Below are 18,231 nucleotides of genomic sequence, written 5' to 3'. Positions count from 1 at the left end.
GTATTGTTTATTGCTTGCTGACCAGCGCCTTGCACCAGGCCTCCCCACGAGCCCCATGCCCCTGCAGCAACAGCGAGCGGCCGCTCGCTTGGGGGCTAATGGTAATGTCCATGTCCGGCTTTGGCAAAACGCCCGCACCACGCTGGGGCCACTCGATCAGGCACAGCGCATCGCCTTCGAAGTAATCACGGATGCCAAGGAACTCCAGTTCCTCGGGATCCACCAGGCGATACAGGTCGAAGTGAAAGGCACGTACCTCGCCCACTTCATAGGGTTCAACCAGCGTGAAAGTTGGGCTTTTGACCGCCCCGACATGCCCTAGCCCACGCAAGATGCCGCGCGACAGCGTAGTTTTCCCCGCCCCAAGATCACCATGCAGATAGATGACGCCCACACCGCTACTAACGCGGGCAAGCTGCGCACCTAACGCCAACATGGCGGCCTCGTCGGCGGCCTGCAACCTCAACTCTGACAAGGACAAAACTCCTCCAATAACAGACGAATGGCTGCAGGCAGATCAGCCGCTGCCAGACCGCGCCCCTGCGCGCCTAACTGCTCACCAGCGCAGGCATGCAACCAGACAGCCAGGCAAGCGGCATCGAATGATGCCATGCCTTGCGCCAGCAAGGCGCCAATCAAACCGGCCAGCACATCACCCAACCCGGCCCCAGCCATCGCCGGATGACCACGATCACACAGTGCCAGGCGCCCGTCAGGCGCAGCGATCAGGCTGCCAGCGCCCTTTAGCACCACGATCAGACCATAGCGCGCAGCCAGTTTGCGCGCTGCCGCCGGACGATCAGACTGCACGTGGGCAGTAGAGATTCCCAACAGGCGTCCAGCCTCTCCGGGATGTGGCGTCATGACGCCCTGCACAGGAGCACGGCAGCGGCCGGCTGCGAGCAGATTGAGCGCGTCAGCATCCCACACCTGCGGTATGGCACTGGACGCCATGACCGAGAGCAAACCAAGCGCCCAGGCGCTCCCCCCCAAGCCCGGCCCAACCACGGCGACATCGGCACGCTGCGCCAGCGGCAATAACTGATTGGCCGAGACTACCCCTTGACTCATGACCTCCGGGCGACGCACCAGAGCAGCTACGACATGCTCACTGCGCGTGGCCAGCGTAACCAGGCCAGCACCAGAGCGCAGCGCGCTCTCAGCACTCAACAACCCCGCGCCGCCCATACCCAGATCGCCAGCGACCACCAATACATGACCGCACTGGCCTTTATGCGTAGTCCGCGAGCGCGGGGCCAGACGCGGCAGCACACTCACATCCAGGCGCTGCGCCACATACGAGACCTGCGCCAGCAAACCGGGATCGCCCTGCAGATCATCGAACTGCAACACGCCGGTGCAAGCCGGGCCTTCGCCCGTCAGCAGACCGATCTTCAAGGCGATGAAGGTCACCGTCAGGCTCGCACGCACCGCACAACCGAGCACCGCACCGGTATCGGCATGCAGCCCGGAGGCGATATCCACAGCCAGCACCGGCAGGCCACTGGCATTGATGGCCGCGATGGCTGCGGCATAAGGCTCACGCACGGCGCCGCACAGGCCAGTGCCCAGCAATGCATCGACCACGACACCCGCCAGGTGCAGGTCGACGCGCCAGGCCTCCACGGGCACGCCCGCCGCTACCGCCTCGTCGCGCGCCAGCGCAGCGTCGCCCGCCAATAGAGCCGGATCGCCGACAGCCAATACGCGCACACGCCAGCCGGCGCGCTGCGCCAGCGCGGCGATCAGGTAACCATCCCCGGCGTTATTACCGCGCCCGGCCAGCACGGTGACCTCACCCACGTCAGGCCAACGCCTACGCAGCGCACGCCAGGCAGTATGGGCGGCGCGGGTCATTAGTTCGAAGCCGGGCGTACCGGCGGCTATCAGTTGCGCATCGAGCTGACGCACCTGTTCGGCACTGTGCAGACTGCAAGGTAAGGGGAGAGATTGCGGATGCATGGCTCGCTCGCTGCAGATGTCTGGCAGAATTATACGCACCTCCATCGCCCGCGCCCGCACCATGTCCCTATACGCACTCGACCTCGACACCCTGGCGCAGTCCATCAAGGACTGGGGGCGCGAGTTGGGTTTCCAGCAGGTTGGCATCGCCGATGTGCAACTGGGCGAGCATGAGCAGCACCTGCAGCGCTGGCTGGAGGCGGGTTTTCAGGGCGAGATGGACTACATGGCCGCCCACGGCAGCAAACGCTCGCACCCTGATGAACTGGTGCCAGGCACCTTGCGCGTGGTGTCCTTGCGTATGGACTATCTGCCCGGCGACACGCAGATGAGCCAACGCCTGACCCAGCCCGAGCAAGCCTATATCTCGCGCTATGCCCTGGGCCGCGACTATCACAAATTGATCCGCAAGCGCCTGCAGCAACTGGCCGAGCGCATTCAGCAGGCCATTGGCCCATTCGGCTACCGCGCCTTTGTCGACAGCGCGCCAGTGCTGGAAAAGGCCATTGCCGAAAAAGCCGGGCTCGGCTGGATCGGCAAGAACACCCTGGTGCTCAACCGCAAAGCGGGTAGCTGGTTCTTTCTCGGCGAACTGTTCGTCGACCTACCTTTGCCGGTCGACGCTGCCCACGGTAGCGAGCACTGCGGACGCTGCAGCGCCTGCCTGGACATCTGCCCGACCAATGCATTTGCCGGGCCTTATCGCCTGGATGCAAGGCGCTGCATCTCCTACCTGACCATCGAACTGAAAGGCTCGATACCCGAGGACTTGCGCGCACCCATCGGCAATCGCGTGTTCGGCTGCGACGACTGCCAGATCGTCTGCCCGTGGAACCGCTTCGCCCGCCCGACCGAGCAGGGCGACTTCCAGCCGCGCCACGGTCTCGACAACGCAGGCCTGGCCGAGCTGTTTCTATGGACGGAAGACGAATTCCTCAGCCGCACCGAAGGCTCGCCACTGCGCCGCGCCGGCTATGAGCGCTGGCTGCGCAACCTGGCGGTTGGCTTGGGCAATGCGCCGTCGACCATTCCCGTGCTACAGGCACTGGAAGCACGCCGCGAACACCCCTCAGAGCTGGTGCGCGAGCATGTGCAATGGGCGCTGAAGCAGCACGAGAGACACCGCGACAAGTCTCAAGCTGCAAGCGGCAAGTAACTACAGACTACATAGCGTGCAGGTTGAGCACTGCGCTTTACCAGAGCTCGAAGCCGCTTTTGCTTTGCGCTTGCAGCTTTAGCGGCTTTTAAGCCTTGAGGAAGTGCTCGCGGTAGTGCCGCAGTTCGGCTATGGACTCGCGAATATCGTCCAACGCCTGATGTGTACCGGCTTTCTGGAAGCTGTCCTTGACCTCGGGCGCCCACATACCGGCCAGAATCTTCAGCGTGGAAACATCCAGATAGCGGTAGTGGAAGTAGGCCTCCAGCGCAGGCATGTACTTGTAGAGGAAGCGACGATCTTGACCGATGCTATTGCCGCAGATCGGCGATTTGCCCTTAGGCACCCACTGTTCAAGGAAGGCAAGCGTCTGCGCCTCGGCAGCAGCGGTGTCGATACGGCTCTCGCGCACCCGCTGGGTCAGGCCGCTCTGACCATGAGTACGAGTATTCCACTCGTCCATACCGGCCAAGGCTTCATCACTCTGATGAATGGCGATCACCGGGCCTTCAGCCAGCACATTCAACTCGCTGTCAGTGACGATGGTGGCCATCTCGATGATCACATCGCGCTCCGGCTCCAGGCCGGTCATTTCCAGGTCAATCCAGATCAGGTTGTTAGGGTTCTGCATGTTGGGAGGCTCCTTGACTCAAGCGCGCAGTCTAGCGGATATCAGCCCCCTTCATCTGCCACAGTAACAACTGGGTCTGCCGCCCTTCGTGGATTTCAAGCAATCGGTCAGCCGCTACGCCAGGAACCTCGAAGCTGTTGCTGATCAGCCAACTGCCAGGCTGCATTTCGGCTTGCGCCTTGCCCCACAAACGCGGCATGGGCACCGGCGAGAGAAAACAGTAGACGACATCGAAGGCCGCCAGATCCACCTGCCAAAGATTGATGTAACGAATCCGGCAATTGTCCTGCAACAGGCAGCGCAGCCAGGCACAGAGAAACACCAGCGGCGCGGTTTCCACTCCGACGAACTGTCCGCGCGGAAAGCGCCGCGCCAGCTCCAGCAGCGTACCAGCGGTGCCGCAGCCCAGATCGACGAAACGCAGCGACGGCTCGCATTCGCTCAAGAAACGCTGCAGTTGCTGTTGCGCACGGCGACCGCTGAGGTACAGCGGCACCTGCTCGCGCAAACTGTTCCAGTTGATCAACAGCAGCACGACGAAACCCAGCAGGTAGACCCAACCCGGCAGCCCGACCTGCTGCGCCACGAACAGTGCCGGTAAAAAGGCGAAGTTGATCCACGACCACCAGCGCGACAGCCCCAGGCGCCAGCCGATCAGTGCCGCCAGCGCGCCCTGCAGCAAGGCCACCGAAAACAACGACAGTCGCCACGGCAACAGCGCCAACAGATAGACCATCACCACCACCAGCGCGAGCGCAATACCCTGCGCCAGCAGCGCGCGCAACAGCGGTAATCGAATAAAGGCCGAATGAGTGTTGTCGTGCATGCTGCAACCCAGGCTAGAGGCCACCGAATCGGTAGCGTGCCGCCATGCTAAACTCGCCGCGACCGACACTCCACCACCCGGACGCCCCATGGCCAAACGCCAACTCAACCGTCGCCAGAGCTGGCGCATCGAAAAAATCCAGGGCGAGCGCGCCGCCCGCGCGGCCAAGCGTGAATCTAGGGCCGTTGAGGCCTTGGAAGGCGGCGACCTAGGCCCCGAGCAAACCGGCCTGGTGATTGCGCACTTCGGCGTTCAGGTAGAGGTCGAGGCACTACAGGGCGAATGCATCGGTCAGGTATTTCGCTGCCACCTGCGCGCCAACCTGCCTGCCTTGGTAACTGGCGACCAGGTGGTCTGGCGCGCCGGCAACCAGGGCGACGGCGTAATTGTCGCGCAACTGCCGCGCAACAGCGAACTGTGCCGCCCGGATATGCGCGGCCAATTGAAGCCAGTAGCGGCCAACGTCGACCAAATTGTCATCGTTTTTGCCCCGCTGCCCGAGCCGCACGCCAACTTGATCGACCGTTATCTGGTTGCTGCCGAACACGCTGGCATCGAACCGTTGCTGCTGCTGAACAAGGCTGACCTGATTGCGGCCGACAACAGCCAGACAATTAACGCCCTGCTCGACGTCTATCGCCAGCTCGGTTATTCACTGCTGGAAGTATCCGCCCATCAGGGCGACGGCATCGCACAACTGAAGAAACGCCTGGACGGCCATGTCAGCGTCTTCGTCGGCCAATCCGGCGTGGGCAAGTCATCGCTGGTCAACGGCTTACTGCCAGGCGTCGACACCCGCGTCGGCGCACTTTCAGAGCTGACCGGCAAGGGCACCCACACCACGACCACCGCACGCCTGTTCCACTTTCCTGGCGGCGGTCAGTTGATCGACTCGCCCGGCATTCGCGAATTTGGCCTCGGCCATGTCAGCCGCGACGATGTGGAGGCGGGCTTCATCGAATTCAATGACCTGCTCGGCCGCTGCCGTTTCCGCGACTGCAAGCACGATCGCGAACCGGGTTGCGCATTGCTGCAAGCACTGGAAGAAGGCCGCATCCAGCCACAACGGATGGCCAGCTACCGTCACATCATCGCCAGCCTGCCTGAAGACGATTACTGACGGTTGAGCTGATCGAGCGGATTTTTGCTGCTATCGAAGATATTCAAGCGCTGACGTAGCTGCTCGGCGGGCAACACATCACCGCTGGCGCCTTCCGCCCCCGGCGCACCGCTAGCGGCATCGGGACTGCCTTCAGCAGCAGGTGCCGGTGCCTCACTGCCCTGCTCGCCCTCGATGGCGCGCTGCGCACGCTTGGTCAGAACGACGATATCGATGCGCCGATTGACCGGATTGAGCGGGTCTTCCCGGTCGAATAGCGCCGACGAGGCATAGCCCACCACACGCGCCACCTGCTCGTCTGGGTAACCACCGGCAACCAGCGTACGCCGCGCCGCGTTGGCGCGATTAGCCGACAATTCCCAGTTGCCAAAATCCCCACGCCCTGAGAAAGGCTTGGCATCGGTGTGACCGCTGACACTGATTTTGTTGGGCACGGCCTTGATGGTATCGGCCATGGCCAACAGGATGTCTTCGAAGTAAGGCTGCAGGTTGGCGCTGCCGAGCGCGAACATCGGGCGATTTTCGGCATCCATGATCTGAATGCGCAAACCATCCTGAGTGATCTCGAACAGGATCTGATCCTTGAAACGCTGCAGTTCCGGGTTTTCCTCGACCTTGTTCTGCAACTCCTGCAGTAGCAGTTCCAGGCGTTCGCGCTCCATCTTGTCGGCCAGGGTTTCGACCTGATTGGCGTCGACGCTGACTTCATCCGGCTGACTTTCCGGGGTTTCGGATACGTCCGGGTTGAGCGTGCGCTCCGGTGCTGGAGTCGGCGTACCGCCTAGATCGATGGCGTAGGGGCTGGCACTTTCAGTGAAACCTATCGGATCCTGAAAATAGCCGGAAATCGCGCGCTTTTGCTCAGGCGTGGCCGACGACATCAGCCACATCACCAAGAAGAACGCCATCATCGCCGTGGCGAAGTCGGCGAAGGCGATCTTCCAGGCACCACCATGGTGCCCGCCCGCGGTCTTCTTGACCCGTTTGACGATAATGGGTTGGTTGTTTTCCATCGCTTAACTGCCGCGCATGGCCTGTTCGAGCTCGCTGAAGCTCGGACGATGCGCCGGATACAACACCTTGCGGCCGAACTCCACCGCCAGACTCGGCGGCATACCGGAGGCCGACGCCACCAGACTGGCCTTGATCGCCTCGTAGAGGTTCACCTCTTCCTTGGCGTCATGCTCCAGCGCCGCCGACAGCGGCCCGAAGAAGCCGTAGGAGGCAAGAATCCCGAGGAAAGTACCGACCAGTGCAGTACCGACCTTCTCACCAATTTGCGCGTTGTCCGCCTCAGCCAGGATCGACATGGTGATAACGATACCCAACACCGCCGCTACGATACCCATTGCAGGCATACCGTCGGCAACCTTGGCCACGGCATGGGCCGGATGCTCCAGCTCCTCCTTGAGGCTGGCCAGCTCCATGTCGAACAGGCCCTCAAGCTCGTGTGGCGCCATGTTGCCGGACGACATAATGCGCAGGTAATCGCAGATGAAAGCGGTCATCCGCGCATCCTTGAGCACGCCGGGGTATTTACTGAAGATCGGACTGGCGCTCGGATCCTCGACATCGGCCTCAATGGCCATCATGCCCTCACGCCGACTCTTGTTGAGAATCTCATAGAGCAGCTTGAGCACTTCGAGGTAGTAGGTATGAGTGAAGCGGGTGCCGAACATGCTCAGCGACTTCTTGAACACCAGCATGAACATGCTGCCCGGATTGGACTGCAGAAATGCACCCAGGGCCGCACCACCGATGATCATGACTTCGAAGGGATGCACCAAGGCCATCAACTGCCCGCCAGACAATATGAACCCGCCGAACACGCAGCCGAAAACAACGATGATGCCTATGATTTTTGCCATAAAAGAACGCTTGTAGAGCCAAGAGAAAGGGCTATTGAAAACAACCCTTCTATTTATCGGAACTTATACGCCAGACTATAGCCAGTTAAGGTCAAAAGCCAGTTTGGCTCAACTCTGCCATGCCAACCGCCACGCCCATGCCGCGTACTCTCGATGCCTGGCTGCAACAGCTAGGCCAACTGTGCCTGCCCATCGAGCAGGAGCAGCACACGCGCCTGCGTCGCACCCTCACCGACGGGCGCAAAACCTGGCGCGACATTGCCCAGCAGATCGAACACTGCCCCACCTTTGCCTTGCAGGTGCTGCGCGAGGCCAATCAGTCATCAAACAGCCTCAACGAACCGGCTGATAGCCTGGAAATCGCACTGGCGCGACTCGGTCTGCAACGCTGCGAAGCCTTGTTGGCAAAAACACCAGCACTCGCCGAGGCAGACATCCCCCTGGCCTTGCGACAAATTCTGCTGATCAGCCAGCACGCCAGCCAACAAGCACGCGGCCTGTTCGGCTCGCGCCTGGCGCGACTGTGGAACGAACTGCATGGCTGCAGCCTGCTGTTTCTCGCCCCATTGTGGCCGCTACTCAGCCAGTATCCGCAGCTTTTCGAGACCTGGGAGCAACGCGTACTGGTCAAGGGCGAAGCACCGGGCAAAGTCGAGCGCGAGATTTTGGGCGTGCCCTTGATCCAGCTATGCCTAAAACTGGCCGAACGCTGGCGCCTGCCCGAGTGGATCGTACGCGGCTATCAGTTGCTCGCTCGCGACCGTCGAGAACTGGTCAAGGCCCTGCATATAGCCCGTGACAACGAACACCCCCTGCATCAACAGCAGATGCTGGACGCCGATATACCTCTGCGTCACTGGCTGACCCACCCTAGCAACTGCGTGCTACTGGCCAACGGATTGGCCGTGTCCGCACACCACGCCTGGAGCACCGACCACTGCCTGCGCTGGCAGCGCCTGATAGGGCTCTATCTGCAACTGCCACTGGATGCCGTGCAACAGGAAGTGCACCAACATGCCGTTAGCAGCGCCCAGGCAATCCACGACCCAACCCTCTGGCATCCCGCACAGGCGCTGCTCTGGCCCTGGTCAGCACGTCGCTTGAAACCCGCCAAGGCAGTAGAACGCTCCTCACCCCCCCCTGCCCTTGAGACCTGGCGCCAGCATTGCAAGCGCCTGCTCAGCGAGCCAAGTGACTTCGCCAACGTCCTGCAACTGACCGCCTGCGCCCGCGATGCACTGAATGACTGTGGCATGCTGCGCGTCCTCGTACTGCTCGCCGATCGCCAGCATAGCCGCCTGCAGAGCCAACAAATGGCAGGCCTGGACAAGGCAGCCCTAGCCCTAAACCTCGACCCGAGCAACAGTCAAATTCTGCGCCGCCTGCTCGCTCAACCCGGACAACTGCGCCTGAGCCCGGAGAATGCCGCACAGTATTCGGCACTGCTGCCAGGCAGCCTCAAAGCCCTGTTTCCTGGCGAGCACCTGCTGCTGCGCTCAATCACCAACAATGGCCGCGTGGTCATGCTGTTGGTGGCCGATCAGGATGGTCGAGCGTTCAACGACATCAGCCTGCAGGCCTTTGCCAAAACGGCTCAGTGCATCGAGCGCGCCCTGCATAATTTCGCCAAACGCCCCCGCTGACGGCAAAGGGCGCTCGTGCACAGGCTTTCCGCTACAATCCCCAGCTTTCCATTCAAGGAGGCTTCATGTCCGCCTTCGCCAACCTGCCGCTGGTTATCGAACCCGCCGAGCTCGCCAGCCGACTGGACGCCAGCGAGCTGATCCTGGTCGATCTGAGCAACGCAGCACGCTATGCCGAGGGGCACATTCCCGGCGCCTACTGGGTCGACAGCAAGCGCACCCAACTCGGCCAAGCGCCAGCCCCAGGCCTGGTGCCTGAACTGGAGCCCTTGCAAGCACTGTTCGCCGAGCTTGGCCATCACGCCGAAGCCACCTACGTGGTGTATGACGACGAAGGCGGGGGTTGGGCCGGGCGTTTCATCTGGCTGCTGGATGTCATCGGCCACACCCGCTACCACTTTCTCAACGGTGGCTTGCGCGCCTGGATGGGCGAGAACCGCCCGTTAACTCAGCAGACCCCAGCGCCGCACAAGACGCCGGTGCACCTAACCCTGAGCGAAGCACCCACCGCCACGTGCAGCTACCTGCAAGCACGCCTCGGTGCACCCGACCTAGCTATCTGGGACGCACGCGGTGCAGACGAATACCGCGGCGAGAAGGTCAGCGCTGCGCGTGCCGGGCACATTCCAGGAGCCATCAACTTCGAGTGGACTGCCGGCATGGATGCCGCGCGCGATCTACGCATCCGCACAGATATTGCCGAGGTGCTGCAGAGCCTTGGCATCACACCCGACAAAGAAGTGGTCACCCACTGCCAGACCCATCGCCGCTCGGGCTTCACCTATGTCGTCGCCAAAGCACTCGGTTATCCCCGCGTGAAGGCCTATGCTGGCTCCTGGTCGGAATGGGGCAATCTGCCCGACACACCGATCGAGCGCTGATACCTCAAGGAAACAAGATGAAACAACGCCTATTCATACTCAGCCAGTACCTGCTGCCGCACCACCTGCTCTCGCGCCTGATCGGCTACGTGGCCGAATGCCGCATCGGCTGGCTGAAGAACCCACTGATCAACTGGTTCGCCAAGCAATACCAGGTGAACATGAGCGAAGCGCAGATCGAAGACCCGCAAGCCTTCGAGCACTTCAACGCGTTTTTCACTCGCGCACTGAAAGACGGCGCCCGCCCGCTTGATGAGACGCCAGGTGCGATCCTCTGTCCGGCCGATGGCGCCATCAGCCAACTCGGCGCCATTGAACACGGGCGCATCTTCCAGGCCAAAGGCCATAGTTTCAGCGCCGTCGAACTGCTCGGTGGCGACGCCGAACGAGCCGCGCCCTTCATGGGTGGCCAGTTCGCCACCGTGTACCTCTCGCCCAAGGACTACCACCGCGTGCACATGCCGCTGGCCGGCACCTTGAAAGAGATGGTCTACGTGCCGGGTCGACTGTTCTCGGTGAACCAAACCACCGCCGAAAACGTGCCCGAACTGTTCGCCCGCAACGAGCGCGTGGTCTGTCTGTTCGATACCGAACGCGGCCCCATGGCCGTGGTATTGGTCGGCGCAATGATCGTTGCCAGCATCGAAACCACCTGGGCGGGCCTGATCACACCACCTAAACGCGAGTTGAAAGTGACGGGCTACGATGCCGCAGCACGGACACCGATCGAACTGGCCAAAGGCGCAGAGATGGGCCGTTTCAAACTGGGCTCGACAGCTATCGTCTTGTTTGGCCCACAACAGGTAGAGTGGGCCAGCACACTCGGAGCAGGCAGCGCAGTACGCATGGGCCAATTGCTCGGCGAGCCCAGCACAAACCAGTGATACCCAAGGCGCGCAGAGAACGCGCGCCGACTCGCCCAAGCATCACATGCCGTGACACCCCATCACTAGGATGGGCTGCCACGGGCAGCCAGATGCTGCTAGAGTTCAGGCACCGGAGGGTTCATCAACCCTGAAGCCGCTCGCCTCATCGTGGCCAGGAGCGCCCAAGTTTAATGGACAAACAGAGTTCCCACTTGCTTTCGTTACGCGTACCGACCCCGGATAAGCAAAGCCTGAGCTTCTGTGATGGAACGCCGCGTGACCTCAAGCGCTGGATCTCCGACCTGCCCAAGGCCAACCTCGGTGAAACCGCACGTCAGCTCTACCAGAGCCTGGTCGAACTGAACCAGCTACAGACCCCTTCGGAAAACCGCCTGCAACTACTAGAGCTGCTGCGCCCCGAGGTGTACTTCGTCTGCCAGCATCTGGAGCGGCACTTTCTTAACCAGGCCATCGTCCTCGACGAGCGCCCACGCAAAGTCGCCAACCTCTGCCAGGCCCTGCAAAATCACCTGGCAATCGGCTACAAACTAATCATCACACGCATCACCGAGCGCACAGGCAAGGACCGCGACCAGGCATTGGCGCTCACCCTGCAGCGCGCCATGCACAGCCTGTGCAGCCCGCTGATACGCGCCAGCCAGCTCTACTGCCCAGTGCCCGAGGGACTATGGCTGGAACTGCACCAACTTTACCGAATCGCCTGCCAGCAACGCCTACAGCGTCAACTGGTACGCGATCCACTGGCTCGCAGCAGCCAGGGGCTGAGCCCTGAACAAACCTACATTACCGCCCTGCTATTGGGCTGTGCGCGCACCAATCAAATGCGCCAGAACGGTATCGCCCGCCTGGCCGAAGCACTGGAGCAGTGGAGCAGCCTGGTAAAACTGCAGCCAGGCGATGCGCCAAGCAGCTTGTTCGTCCTCGCCCCTCAAGTTGACGGGCCACCGCGCTATAAATCGCTATACCCCAGCAACGAGCTGCACAACCTGCTCGGCATCGATCCGCAGCCACTGGTTGATGCCATCAAGCACTACCTGGCACTACCCGAAGAGCAACGCGCGCGCGCCTCGCTGCCAATGTCCGAGGGCATCAGCCTAGATCTACTGCAACACGTCGCAGCCGCTTGGGGTGACATTGCCGAGCGCACATTCCAGCGCACCCCCGGCCAGGGCAACCTGACCCTGTGCATTGGCATGACCGCCCTGCACTTCTTCCTGGCAGGCCAGCGCTCCTTCGCCGATCTACTGAGGCGCCCCGTGGAGCTGGGCGCCGCTGTATTCAAACCATCGACAGGTGAAACCGACATTTGGGCTAATGCCTTCGATGCACAGCGAACCTCGACCGAAGAGATCCACTTCGAGGAAATCCAGTACACCCAAGTCACGCCGGGCGAACAGCCGGAAGCCCCTCAAAGTAGCCACGAAACTTACCCCACTTACCCGCTGGCTATCGTCAACCATAGTCCCGGCGGCTACTGCCTGTCCTGGCCCAAAGACGTGCCCAGTCAACTGCAGGCTGGCGAGTTGCTCGGTATCCAGGACAGCCCCAGCCAAGGCTGGAGCGTGGCCATCGTGCGCTGGATTCGCCAGGTCCGTGGCGGCGGCACACAAATGGGTATCGAACTGATCGCCCCACATGCACAACCCTGCGGCCTGCAATTGGTGCGCAAGGCGGAACAGAACAGCCAGTACCTGCGCGCCTTGCTGCTGCCGGAAATCGCCGCCATCTCACGCCCGGCCAGCCTGATAACACCACGCCTGCCGTTCCAGGAAGGCAGCAAGGTATTGATCAACAATCACGGCGAAGAGCACCGCGCAGTGCTCACGCGCAGGCAGATCAGCACCGGCAGTTTCAGCCAGTTCGAGTACCACCGCGTAGGCGGCAACAACGGCATCGCCGGGAAGCCTGTCACAGCCTCGTCAGGCCAGAGCGCGGCGGATGAGGAAGATTTTGACTCGCTCTGGAAGTCGCTGTAGGCTCCTAAAACGCCCTATTTCAAGCCATGTGAAAACATAGCGAGCGAAAGCCAGGCACAGCAAAACAGTGAAAACCGCTCTAAGTCGAATTCGACGTCGTAAGTTGCGCATGAGCATTGCGAGCCGTTTTTATGCCCGGCCAAGTGCAGTAAATTCACATAGCCTGATTCGTCGCCTTCTCGCCCCCTCGGCGCGGTACTGACCACCTCTATGGCAATCGACAAGAAAACCATCCGCCTGCTGATTCTTGAGGATTCGCAGAATGAGGCCGAGCGCTTGGTCAGCCTATTTCGCAACTCCGGCCATGCCACCCGCGTTCACCGCCTGACCTCCAGCGACGACCTCGCCGAGGCTTTGCAGCAGACCTGGGATCTACTGATCTGTGCCGCGACCAGTGAGCACCTTGAACCGAGCGAAGCGATCGTCGCCATCCGCCGTCAGGCCAAGGACATTCCGGTGATCCAGCTAATCGAGGGCAACGACTCCGAGGCCATTACCGAAGCCATGTTGTTCGGCGCTCAGGACGCCCTGCCGCAAGGCGAAGACGAACGCCTGGTACTGGTCGCCAAACGCGAGCTGGCCAGCCTTGAAGAGCGCCGCGCCCGACGCGCTGCCGAAGTCGCGCTACGCGAAGCAGAAAAACGCTGCCAGTTGCTACTAGAAAGCTCGGTAGACGCCATCACCTATGTGCACGATGGCATGCACATCTACGCCAACCGCGCCTATCTTGAGCTGTTCGGCTACGAAGACGCCGACGAGTTGGAAGGCATGCCGATGATCGACCTGATCGCCAGCGCCGACCAAAGCAGCTTCAAGGATTTTCTCAAGCACTACCAAAGCATCGAAGGCAGCGCTGATCTCAACTGCCAGGGCGTGCGCGCCGATGGCAGCAGCTTCGCCGCGCAGATGAGTTTCTCACCGGCAACCTACGACGGCGAACCCTGCATCCAGGTGGTCATCCGCGCCGAAACCTCGAATGCCGAACTGGAAGAAAAACTGCGCGAGATCAGTTGCCAGGATCTGGTCACCGGCCTGTTCAACCGCATGCACTTCATCGAGCTAATGGATGCAGCCGCCGAGCGCGCAGTCAACGCCAGCCTACCCTCCACGCTCGCCTATATCCGCGTCGATCGCTACACCGGCCTGCAGGGCGAGATTGGCCTGGCCGCTATCGACTTGTTGCTCACCGACCTGGCCGGACTGCTGCGCGCGCATTTCCCGGCAGACACGCAACTGGCCCGCTTCGGAGACGACCTGTTCGCCGCTCTATTGCCAGGGCGAACGCCCGAGCAGTGCGAGGCCAGCCTCAAGGAACTGCTGAAGAAAATCGAAGGCCATCTGTTCGATATCAGCGGCCGCACCGCCCAGACCACACTGTCTATCGGGGTGGCGGGGCTCAGCGAGAAGACCGCCAAGGCTCAGACCGTGATCGACCGCGCTCATCGCTGCGCCGATGAAATTGTCGAAGGCAACGGCGTCAAACTATTCAACCCGGCGGCGGAGCTGGCCGCCGCCGCCAATCGCGGCAATCTGCTGGCGATGGTGCAACAGGCGCTGGAGAGCAACAGCTTCCGCCTACTGTTCCAACCCATCATCAGCCTGCGCGGCGACGCTCATGAACATTATGAAGTGCTGTTGCGCTTGCTCAGCCCTCAGGGTGAAGAAGTGCCACCGGCACAGTTCCTGGCAGCCGCCCGCGATGCCGGGCTAGGCGAGAAGATCGACCGCTGGGTGATCCTCAATTCGATCAAGCTGCTAGCCGACCACCGCGCCAAAGGACACAACACCCGCCTGTTCGTCCATCTGTCGACCGCCAGCCTGCAGGATCAGACTCTGCTGCCATGGCTCAGCGTGGCGCTCAAGGCCGCACGCCTGCCATCCGACTCACTGGTATTCCAGTTCAGCGAACCGGACGCCATCGCCTACCTGAAACAGGCCAAGGCCCTCACCCAGGGCATGGCCGAACTGCACTGCAAAATCGCCCTGAGCCAGTTCGGCTGCGCGATCAACCCATTCAATACGCTCAAGCACCTGCATGTCGACTTCGTCAAAGTCGACGGCTCATTCACTCAAGATTTGAGCAACCCCGAGAACCAGGAAGTGCTAAAGACGCTGCTCAGCAGCCTGCACGCCCAGGCCAAGCTGACCATCGTGCCGTTTGTGGAAAGCGCCAGCGTACTGGCGACGCTGTGGCAGGCGGGGGTCAACTTCATTCAGGGCTACTACTTGCAAGGCCCCAGCCAGTCGATGGACTACGACTTCTCGGCTGGTGACGAATAGAAGCAGCTACAAGCCATAAGCTACGAGCTGCAAGCGGTTAGGCGCGCACCGCGATTCGTGCTTCTACTTGCAGCTTGTGGCTTACAACTTGTGACGGCCTTATTCCTGCCCCTCACGATCGCGGAAGCCCAGTAGATAGAGAATGCCGTCCAGGCCGAGCGTGGAGATGGCCTGTTTGGCCGACTGCTTGACCAGCGGCTTAGCACGGAACGCCACACCAAGGCCCGCCAACCCGAGCATCGGTAGGTCGTTGGCGCCGTCACCTACGGCGATGGTCTGCTCCAGTTGCAGGCCTTCTTTTTCGGCTAGTTCACGTAGCAGGTCAGCCTTGCGCTGAGCATCGACGATAGGCTCGACGGCCACGCCGGTGACCTTACCGTTCTCGATTTGCAGTTCGTTGGCAAACACGTAGTCGATGCCCAGCTTGGCCTGCAACTGCCGGGCGAAATAGGTGAAGCCACCGGAGAGAATCGCGGTCTTATAGCCCAGCCGCTTGAGCTCGGCGAACAACACTTCGGCGCCTTCGGTCAGACGCAGCGAAGCGCCGATTTCTTCCAGCACGTCTTCAGACAAGCCCTGCAGCAAGCCCAGGCGCTCCTTGAAGCTGGCACGAAAATCCAACTCGCCGCGCATGGCGCGCTCGGTAATCTCGGCGACCTGTTCACCCACACCGGCAGCCTTGGCCAGCTCATCGATCACCTCGGCCTCGATCAACGTCGAGTCCATATCGAAGACCGCCAAACGACGATTACGGCGGAACACCGAATCACGCTGGAAGGCGATATCGACGTTCAGCTCCTGCGCCACACTGAGGAACTCAGCACGCAGTGCCACCGGATCAGCCGGCTCACCGCGCACGGAAAACTCGATGCAACCCTTACCCTGCTCAGCAGGCATGTCCAGCGGCATACGCCCAGACAGACGGTCGATATGGTCGATATTCAGGCCGTACTTGGCAGTAATCGTGCTGACCCGCTGCAACTGCTCGGCGCTGACCTTGCGCGTCAGCAGGGTAACAATATGCCGCGCCTTACCCTGACCATTGACCCACTGGTGATAGTCAGCCTCGGAAACCGGCGTGAAGCGCACCTGCTGATCGAGTTCATAAGCGGTGAACAGTAGATCCTTGAGCACGGCCTGCGAGCGACCGTTATCAGGAATCTCGATCAGAATGCCGAACGACAGCGTGTCGTGGATCACAGCCTGGCCGATGTCGAGAATATTCACCCCGCCCTGCGCCAGGACGCCAGTGATGGCAGCGGTGAGCCCAGGGCGATCTTCGCCGGTGATATTGATCAGGACGATTTCGCGCAAAGCGCACTCTCCAAAACAGATGAATGGGTTGGGGCCGGGCCGCTCGGGGCATCAACCGACGAAAAGGCGCACATTCTAACCAGATTCACCCTGCTGCGCGCAGCCGCGCGCTTTGCCCATACCAGACCGCTCGCTATACTGCGCGGCATCTTCAGTCGACAAGAGCCGAGCTCTGTGAACCGGCCCGCCCCCGTCAAACCCGATAACTTCTTCCTCATGATCTTCCACGCGCTGCGCCAGCGGCGGGTGCCTCTGGTGCTGCGTATCGCCAGTCACAGCTTGCTGCTGGTGACACTGGCCATGCTCATCTATGCCTGGGTGATGGGGATGCAGTTCAAACAAGCCATGCAGCAGCAAGCCGATGCCCTGGGCCAGGCGCTGATCACCCAGACGGCAGCCTCGGCTACCGAGCTGCTGGTGTCCAACGACATTCTCAGCCTCAACGTACTGCTCAATAATCTGGCGAAAAACCCGCTGGTGGCGCATGCCGCCATCTACAGCGTTGACAACCGCATCCTCGCCGAGGCCGGATCACGCCCGACGCGCAACATGCTGGGCGAGAGCGAAGGTCTGTACTCAACGCCTATCACCTTTCAGGAGGTGATGGCTGGGCAATTGCGTATCAGCCTGGACATGCGCCAATTCCAGCAGCCTATGACCATCAGCCTGCAGAGCATGGGCATCCTCAGCCTGATCCTGCTGGCGCTCACGCTGTCGCTGAGCATGCGCCTGGGTCGACATATTTCCACGCCGCTGCTGCAACTGCGCGTATGGCTACGCGACCCGGATGATCCCGCACCGGGCGCCGGGCGTAACGATGAGCTCGGCGACCTGGCTCGCCAACTGCAATCACGCCTGGTGCCGCCGCGTCCGCAGCCCGAGCTAGAGGAAGACGACTTCCCCGAGGAAGAATCCTTCGACCAAGAGCAAAGTGCACCGCTCGCTGCCGACAACCAGCCCCGCTCGCAGACCGCTACGGCATTCGACGCCCCACTGGTTAGGGACAAAGCCGCGCAGGATTTGCCCTGGGACGAGCACGACGGCGACCCCTTCGCCGACCTGGCAGAAGAGCCCACACCACCACAGCAGCCGGTTGCGCCAGCACCCTCACGCGCCAGCGCCGTACTAGCCATCCAGCTCGGCGGCCAGGAACAGTTGCGCCGCCTGCCACGCACACGCTTGCTGGATCTGCTGCAACGCTATCGCGATTGCCTGGAGCAGGCTGCCGCGCTGTATCAGGGCGAGCTGCATACGCTCAAAGATGGCAGCAGCCTGATGCTGTTCCACGAACGCGATTGTGCCGAGGATTACCTGACCCACGCCATCTGCTGTGGCGAACTGATGCGCGCCCTTGGCCATGCCCTGCAAATCGAAGTGGCCGACAGCGGCCTGACCCTGCAATTGCAGCTTGGGCTGACGCTGGGCCGCGATCTGGAAGCCCTCGGTCAAGCCGACCTGCTACTGAGCGACAGCGCCCTCGATGCCCTGGCCTTGTCCCAGCACAGCCGCAACCTGCTGCTGGTGGAGCAAAGCGTCGCAGCCGACATGCTGATCCGCCAGCGCGCGCGCATTCGCCCCATCGCCAGCCCCGAGGGCGCGAGCTGCGTGGAACGCCTGCTCGACCCTTACCCGGCCCTGCTGGAGCGTCAGCTCACGCGCATGCATGAAAGCCGCGTGAACTGACGCA

Annotated in this window: 15 protein-coding genes; 8 read left to right on the top strand and 7 right to left on the bottom strand. The window is 61.6% G+C overall.

Translation table 11 applies throughout. From position 1 onward, the window contains the following. Nucleotides 1-7: 7 nt before the first annotated feature. A complete protein-coding gene (tsaE, locus tag AERO9A_RS01485) occupies nucleotides 8-475 on the bottom strand; it encodes a tRNA (adenosine(37)-N6)-threonylcarbamoyltransferase complex ATPase subunit type 1 TsaE (RefSeq protein WP_159970147.1) in 468 nt (155 codons plus the stop codon). Beyond that, the gene (locus AERO9A_RS01480; protein ID WP_159970146.1) at nucleotides 463-1,962 is read right to left on the bottom strand and encodes an NAD(P)H-hydrate dehydratase; all 1,500 of its coding nucleotides are present in this window, start codon (nucleotides 1,960-1,962) and stop codon (nucleotides 463-465) included. Before AERO9A_RS01480 ends, tsaE begins: the two co-directional genes overlap by 13 nt. Nucleotides 1,963-2,023: 61 nt before the next feature. On the opposite strand from AERO9A_RS01480, the gene queG reads away from it, so the two are divergent. Beyond that, a complete protein-coding gene (queG, locus tag AERO9A_RS01475; protein WP_159970145.1) occupies nucleotides 2,024-3,118 on the top strand; it encodes a tRNA epoxyqueuosine(34) reductase QueG in 1,095 nt (364 codons plus the stop codon). A gap of 88 nt (nucleotides 3,119-3,206) precedes the next feature. Here queG and orn read toward each other — a convergent pair whose 3' ends face one another. Beyond that, nucleotides 3,207-3,749: an oligoribonuclease gene (gene orn, locus AERO9A_RS01470; protein WP_159970144.1), complete on the bottom strand. Its 543-nt coding sequence runs from the start codon at nucleotides 3,747-3,749 to the stop codon at nucleotides 3,207-3,209. Nucleotides 3,750-3,780: 31 nt separating this feature from the next. Continuing rightward, nucleotides 3,781-4,575: a class I SAM-dependent methyltransferase gene (locus tag AERO9A_RS01465; RefSeq protein ID WP_159970143.1), complete on the bottom strand. Its 795-nt coding sequence runs from the start codon at nucleotides 4,573-4,575 to the stop codon at nucleotides 3,781-3,783. Between the two features lie 88 nt (nucleotides 4,576-4,663). On the opposite strand from AERO9A_RS01465, the gene rsgA reads away from it, so the two are divergent. Continuing rightward, a complete protein-coding gene (rsgA, locus tag AERO9A_RS01460; RefSeq protein WP_159970142.1) occupies nucleotides 4,664-5,695 on the top strand; it encodes a small ribosomal subunit biogenesis GTPase RsgA in 1,032 nt (343 codons plus the stop codon). Here the strand turns inward: rsgA and motB are convergent. After that, on the bottom strand, nucleotides 5,689-6,708 hold the full coding sequence (motB, locus tag AERO9A_RS01455; protein ID WP_159970141.1) for a flagellar motor protein MotB: 1,020 nt from the start codon (nucleotides 6,706-6,708) through the stop codon (nucleotides 5,689-5,691). The two genes, rsgA and motB, sit on opposite strands and share 7 nt — an antisense overlap. A 3-nt stretch (nucleotides 6,709-6,711) precedes the next feature. Beyond that, the gene (gene motA / locus AERO9A_RS01450) at nucleotides 6,712-7,563 is read right to left on the bottom strand and encodes a flagellar motor stator protein MotA (protein ID WP_159970140.1); all 852 of its coding nucleotides are present in this window, start codon (nucleotides 7,561-7,563) and stop codon (nucleotides 6,712-6,714) included. A gap of 119 nt (nucleotides 7,564-7,682) precedes the next feature. Between motA and AERO9A_RS01445 the strand changes: the two genes are divergently transcribed. The 5 genes from AERO9A_RS01445 (at nucleotide 7,683) to AERO9A_RS01425 (ending at nucleotide 15,230) form a co-directional block, all read left to right on the top strand. Then, nucleotides 7,683-9,206: an HDOD domain-containing protein gene (locus AERO9A_RS01445; protein WP_159970139.1), complete on the top strand. Its 1,524-nt coding sequence runs from the start codon at nucleotides 7,683-7,685 to the stop codon at nucleotides 9,204-9,206. Between the two features lie 65 nt (nucleotides 9,207-9,271). Then, on the top strand, nucleotides 9,272-10,087 hold the full coding sequence (locus AERO9A_RS01440) for a rhodanese-like domain-containing protein (protein ID WP_159970138.1): 816 nt from the start codon (nucleotides 9,272-9,274) through the stop codon (nucleotides 10,085-10,087). Nucleotides 10,088-10,104: 17 nt separating this feature from the next. Next, nucleotides 10,105-10,971: an archaetidylserine decarboxylase gene (gene asd, locus AERO9A_RS01435; RefSeq protein WP_159970137.1), complete on the top strand. Its 867-nt coding sequence runs from the start codon at nucleotides 10,105-10,107 to the stop codon at nucleotides 10,969-10,971. Nucleotides 10,972-11,144: 173 nt separating this feature from the next. Beyond that, entirely contained in the window at nucleotides 11,145-12,950 is a 1,806-nt protein-coding gene (locus AERO9A_RS01430) for a molecular chaperone (protein ID WP_159970136.1), read from the top strand. Between the two features lie 210 nt (nucleotides 12,951-13,160). Continuing rightward, on the top strand, nucleotides 13,161-15,230 hold the full coding sequence (locus AERO9A_RS01425; protein ID WP_159970135.1) for an EAL domain-containing protein: 2,070 nt from the start codon (nucleotides 13,161-13,163) through the stop codon (nucleotides 15,228-15,230). A 99-nt stretch (nucleotides 15,231-15,329) separates the two neighbouring features. Here AERO9A_RS01425 and serB read toward each other — a convergent pair whose 3' ends face one another. Beyond that, a complete protein-coding gene (gene serB, locus AERO9A_RS01420) occupies nucleotides 15,330-16,544 on the bottom strand; it encodes a phosphoserine phosphatase SerB (protein WP_159970134.1) in 1,215 nt (404 codons plus the stop codon). A gap of 174 nt (nucleotides 16,545-16,718) precedes the next feature. On the opposite strand from serB, the gene AERO9A_RS01415 reads away from it, so the two are divergent. Beyond that, the gene (locus AERO9A_RS01415; RefSeq protein WP_159970133.1) at nucleotides 16,719-18,227 is read left to right on the top strand and encodes an AhpA/YtjB family protein; all 1,509 of its coding nucleotides are present in this window, start codon (nucleotides 16,719-16,721) and stop codon (nucleotides 18,225-18,227) included. Nucleotides 18,228-18,231: the final 4 nt, after the last annotated feature.

The organism is Pseudomonas sp. 8Z, from assembly GCF_902506535.1.
In the GTDB taxonomy this organism is placed as follows: Bacteria; Pseudomonadota; Gammaproteobacteria; order Pseudomonadales; family Pseudomonadaceae; genus Aquipseudomonas.
Note: the sequence above shows the minus strand (reverse complement) of the source record. Positions and strands in the feature narration are given on the sequence as shown.

Coding starts and splice junctions, on each gene's coding strand:
- AERO9A_RS01480 (WP_159970146.1), bottom strand. CDS start 1,962: ATGCATCCGCAATCTCTCCCCTTACCTTGCAGTCTGCACAGTGCCGAA.
- queG (WP_159970145.1), top strand. CDS start 2,024: ATGTCCCTATACGCACTCGACCTCGACACCCTGGCGCAGTCCATCAAG.
- orn (WP_159970144.1), bottom strand. CDS start 3,749: ATGCAGAACCCTAACAACCTGATCTGGATTGACCTGGAAATGACCGGC.
- AERO9A_RS01465 (WP_159970143.1), bottom strand. CDS start 4,575: ATGCACGACAACACTCATTCGGCCTTTATTCGATTACCGCTGTTGCGC.
- rsgA (WP_159970142.1), top strand. CDS start 4,664: ATGGCCAAACGCCAACTCAACCGTCGCCAGAGCTGGCGCATCGAAAAA.
- motB (WP_159970141.1), bottom strand. CDS start 6,708: ATGGAAAACAACCAACCCATTATCGTCAAACGGGTCAAGAAGACCGCG.
- motA (WP_159970140.1), bottom strand. CDS start 7,563: ATGGCAAAAATCATAGGCATCATCGTTGTTTTCGGCTGCGTGTTCGGC.
- AERO9A_RS01445 (WP_159970139.1), top strand. CDS start 7,683: ATGCCAACCGCCACGCCCATGCCGCGTACTCTCGATGCCTGGCTGCAA.
- AERO9A_RS01440 (WP_159970138.1), top strand. CDS start 9,272: ATGTCCGCCTTCGCCAACCTGCCGCTGGTTATCGAACCCGCCGAGCTC.
- asd (WP_159970137.1), top strand. CDS start 10,105: ATGAAACAACGCCTATTCATACTCAGCCAGTACCTGCTGCCGCACCAC.
- AERO9A_RS01430 (WP_159970136.1), top strand. CDS start 11,145: ATGGACAAACAGAGTTCCCACTTGCTTTCGTTACGCGTACCGACCCCG.
- AERO9A_RS01425 (WP_159970135.1), top strand. CDS start 13,161: ATGGCAATCGACAAGAAAACCATCCGCCTGCTGATTCTTGAGGATTCG.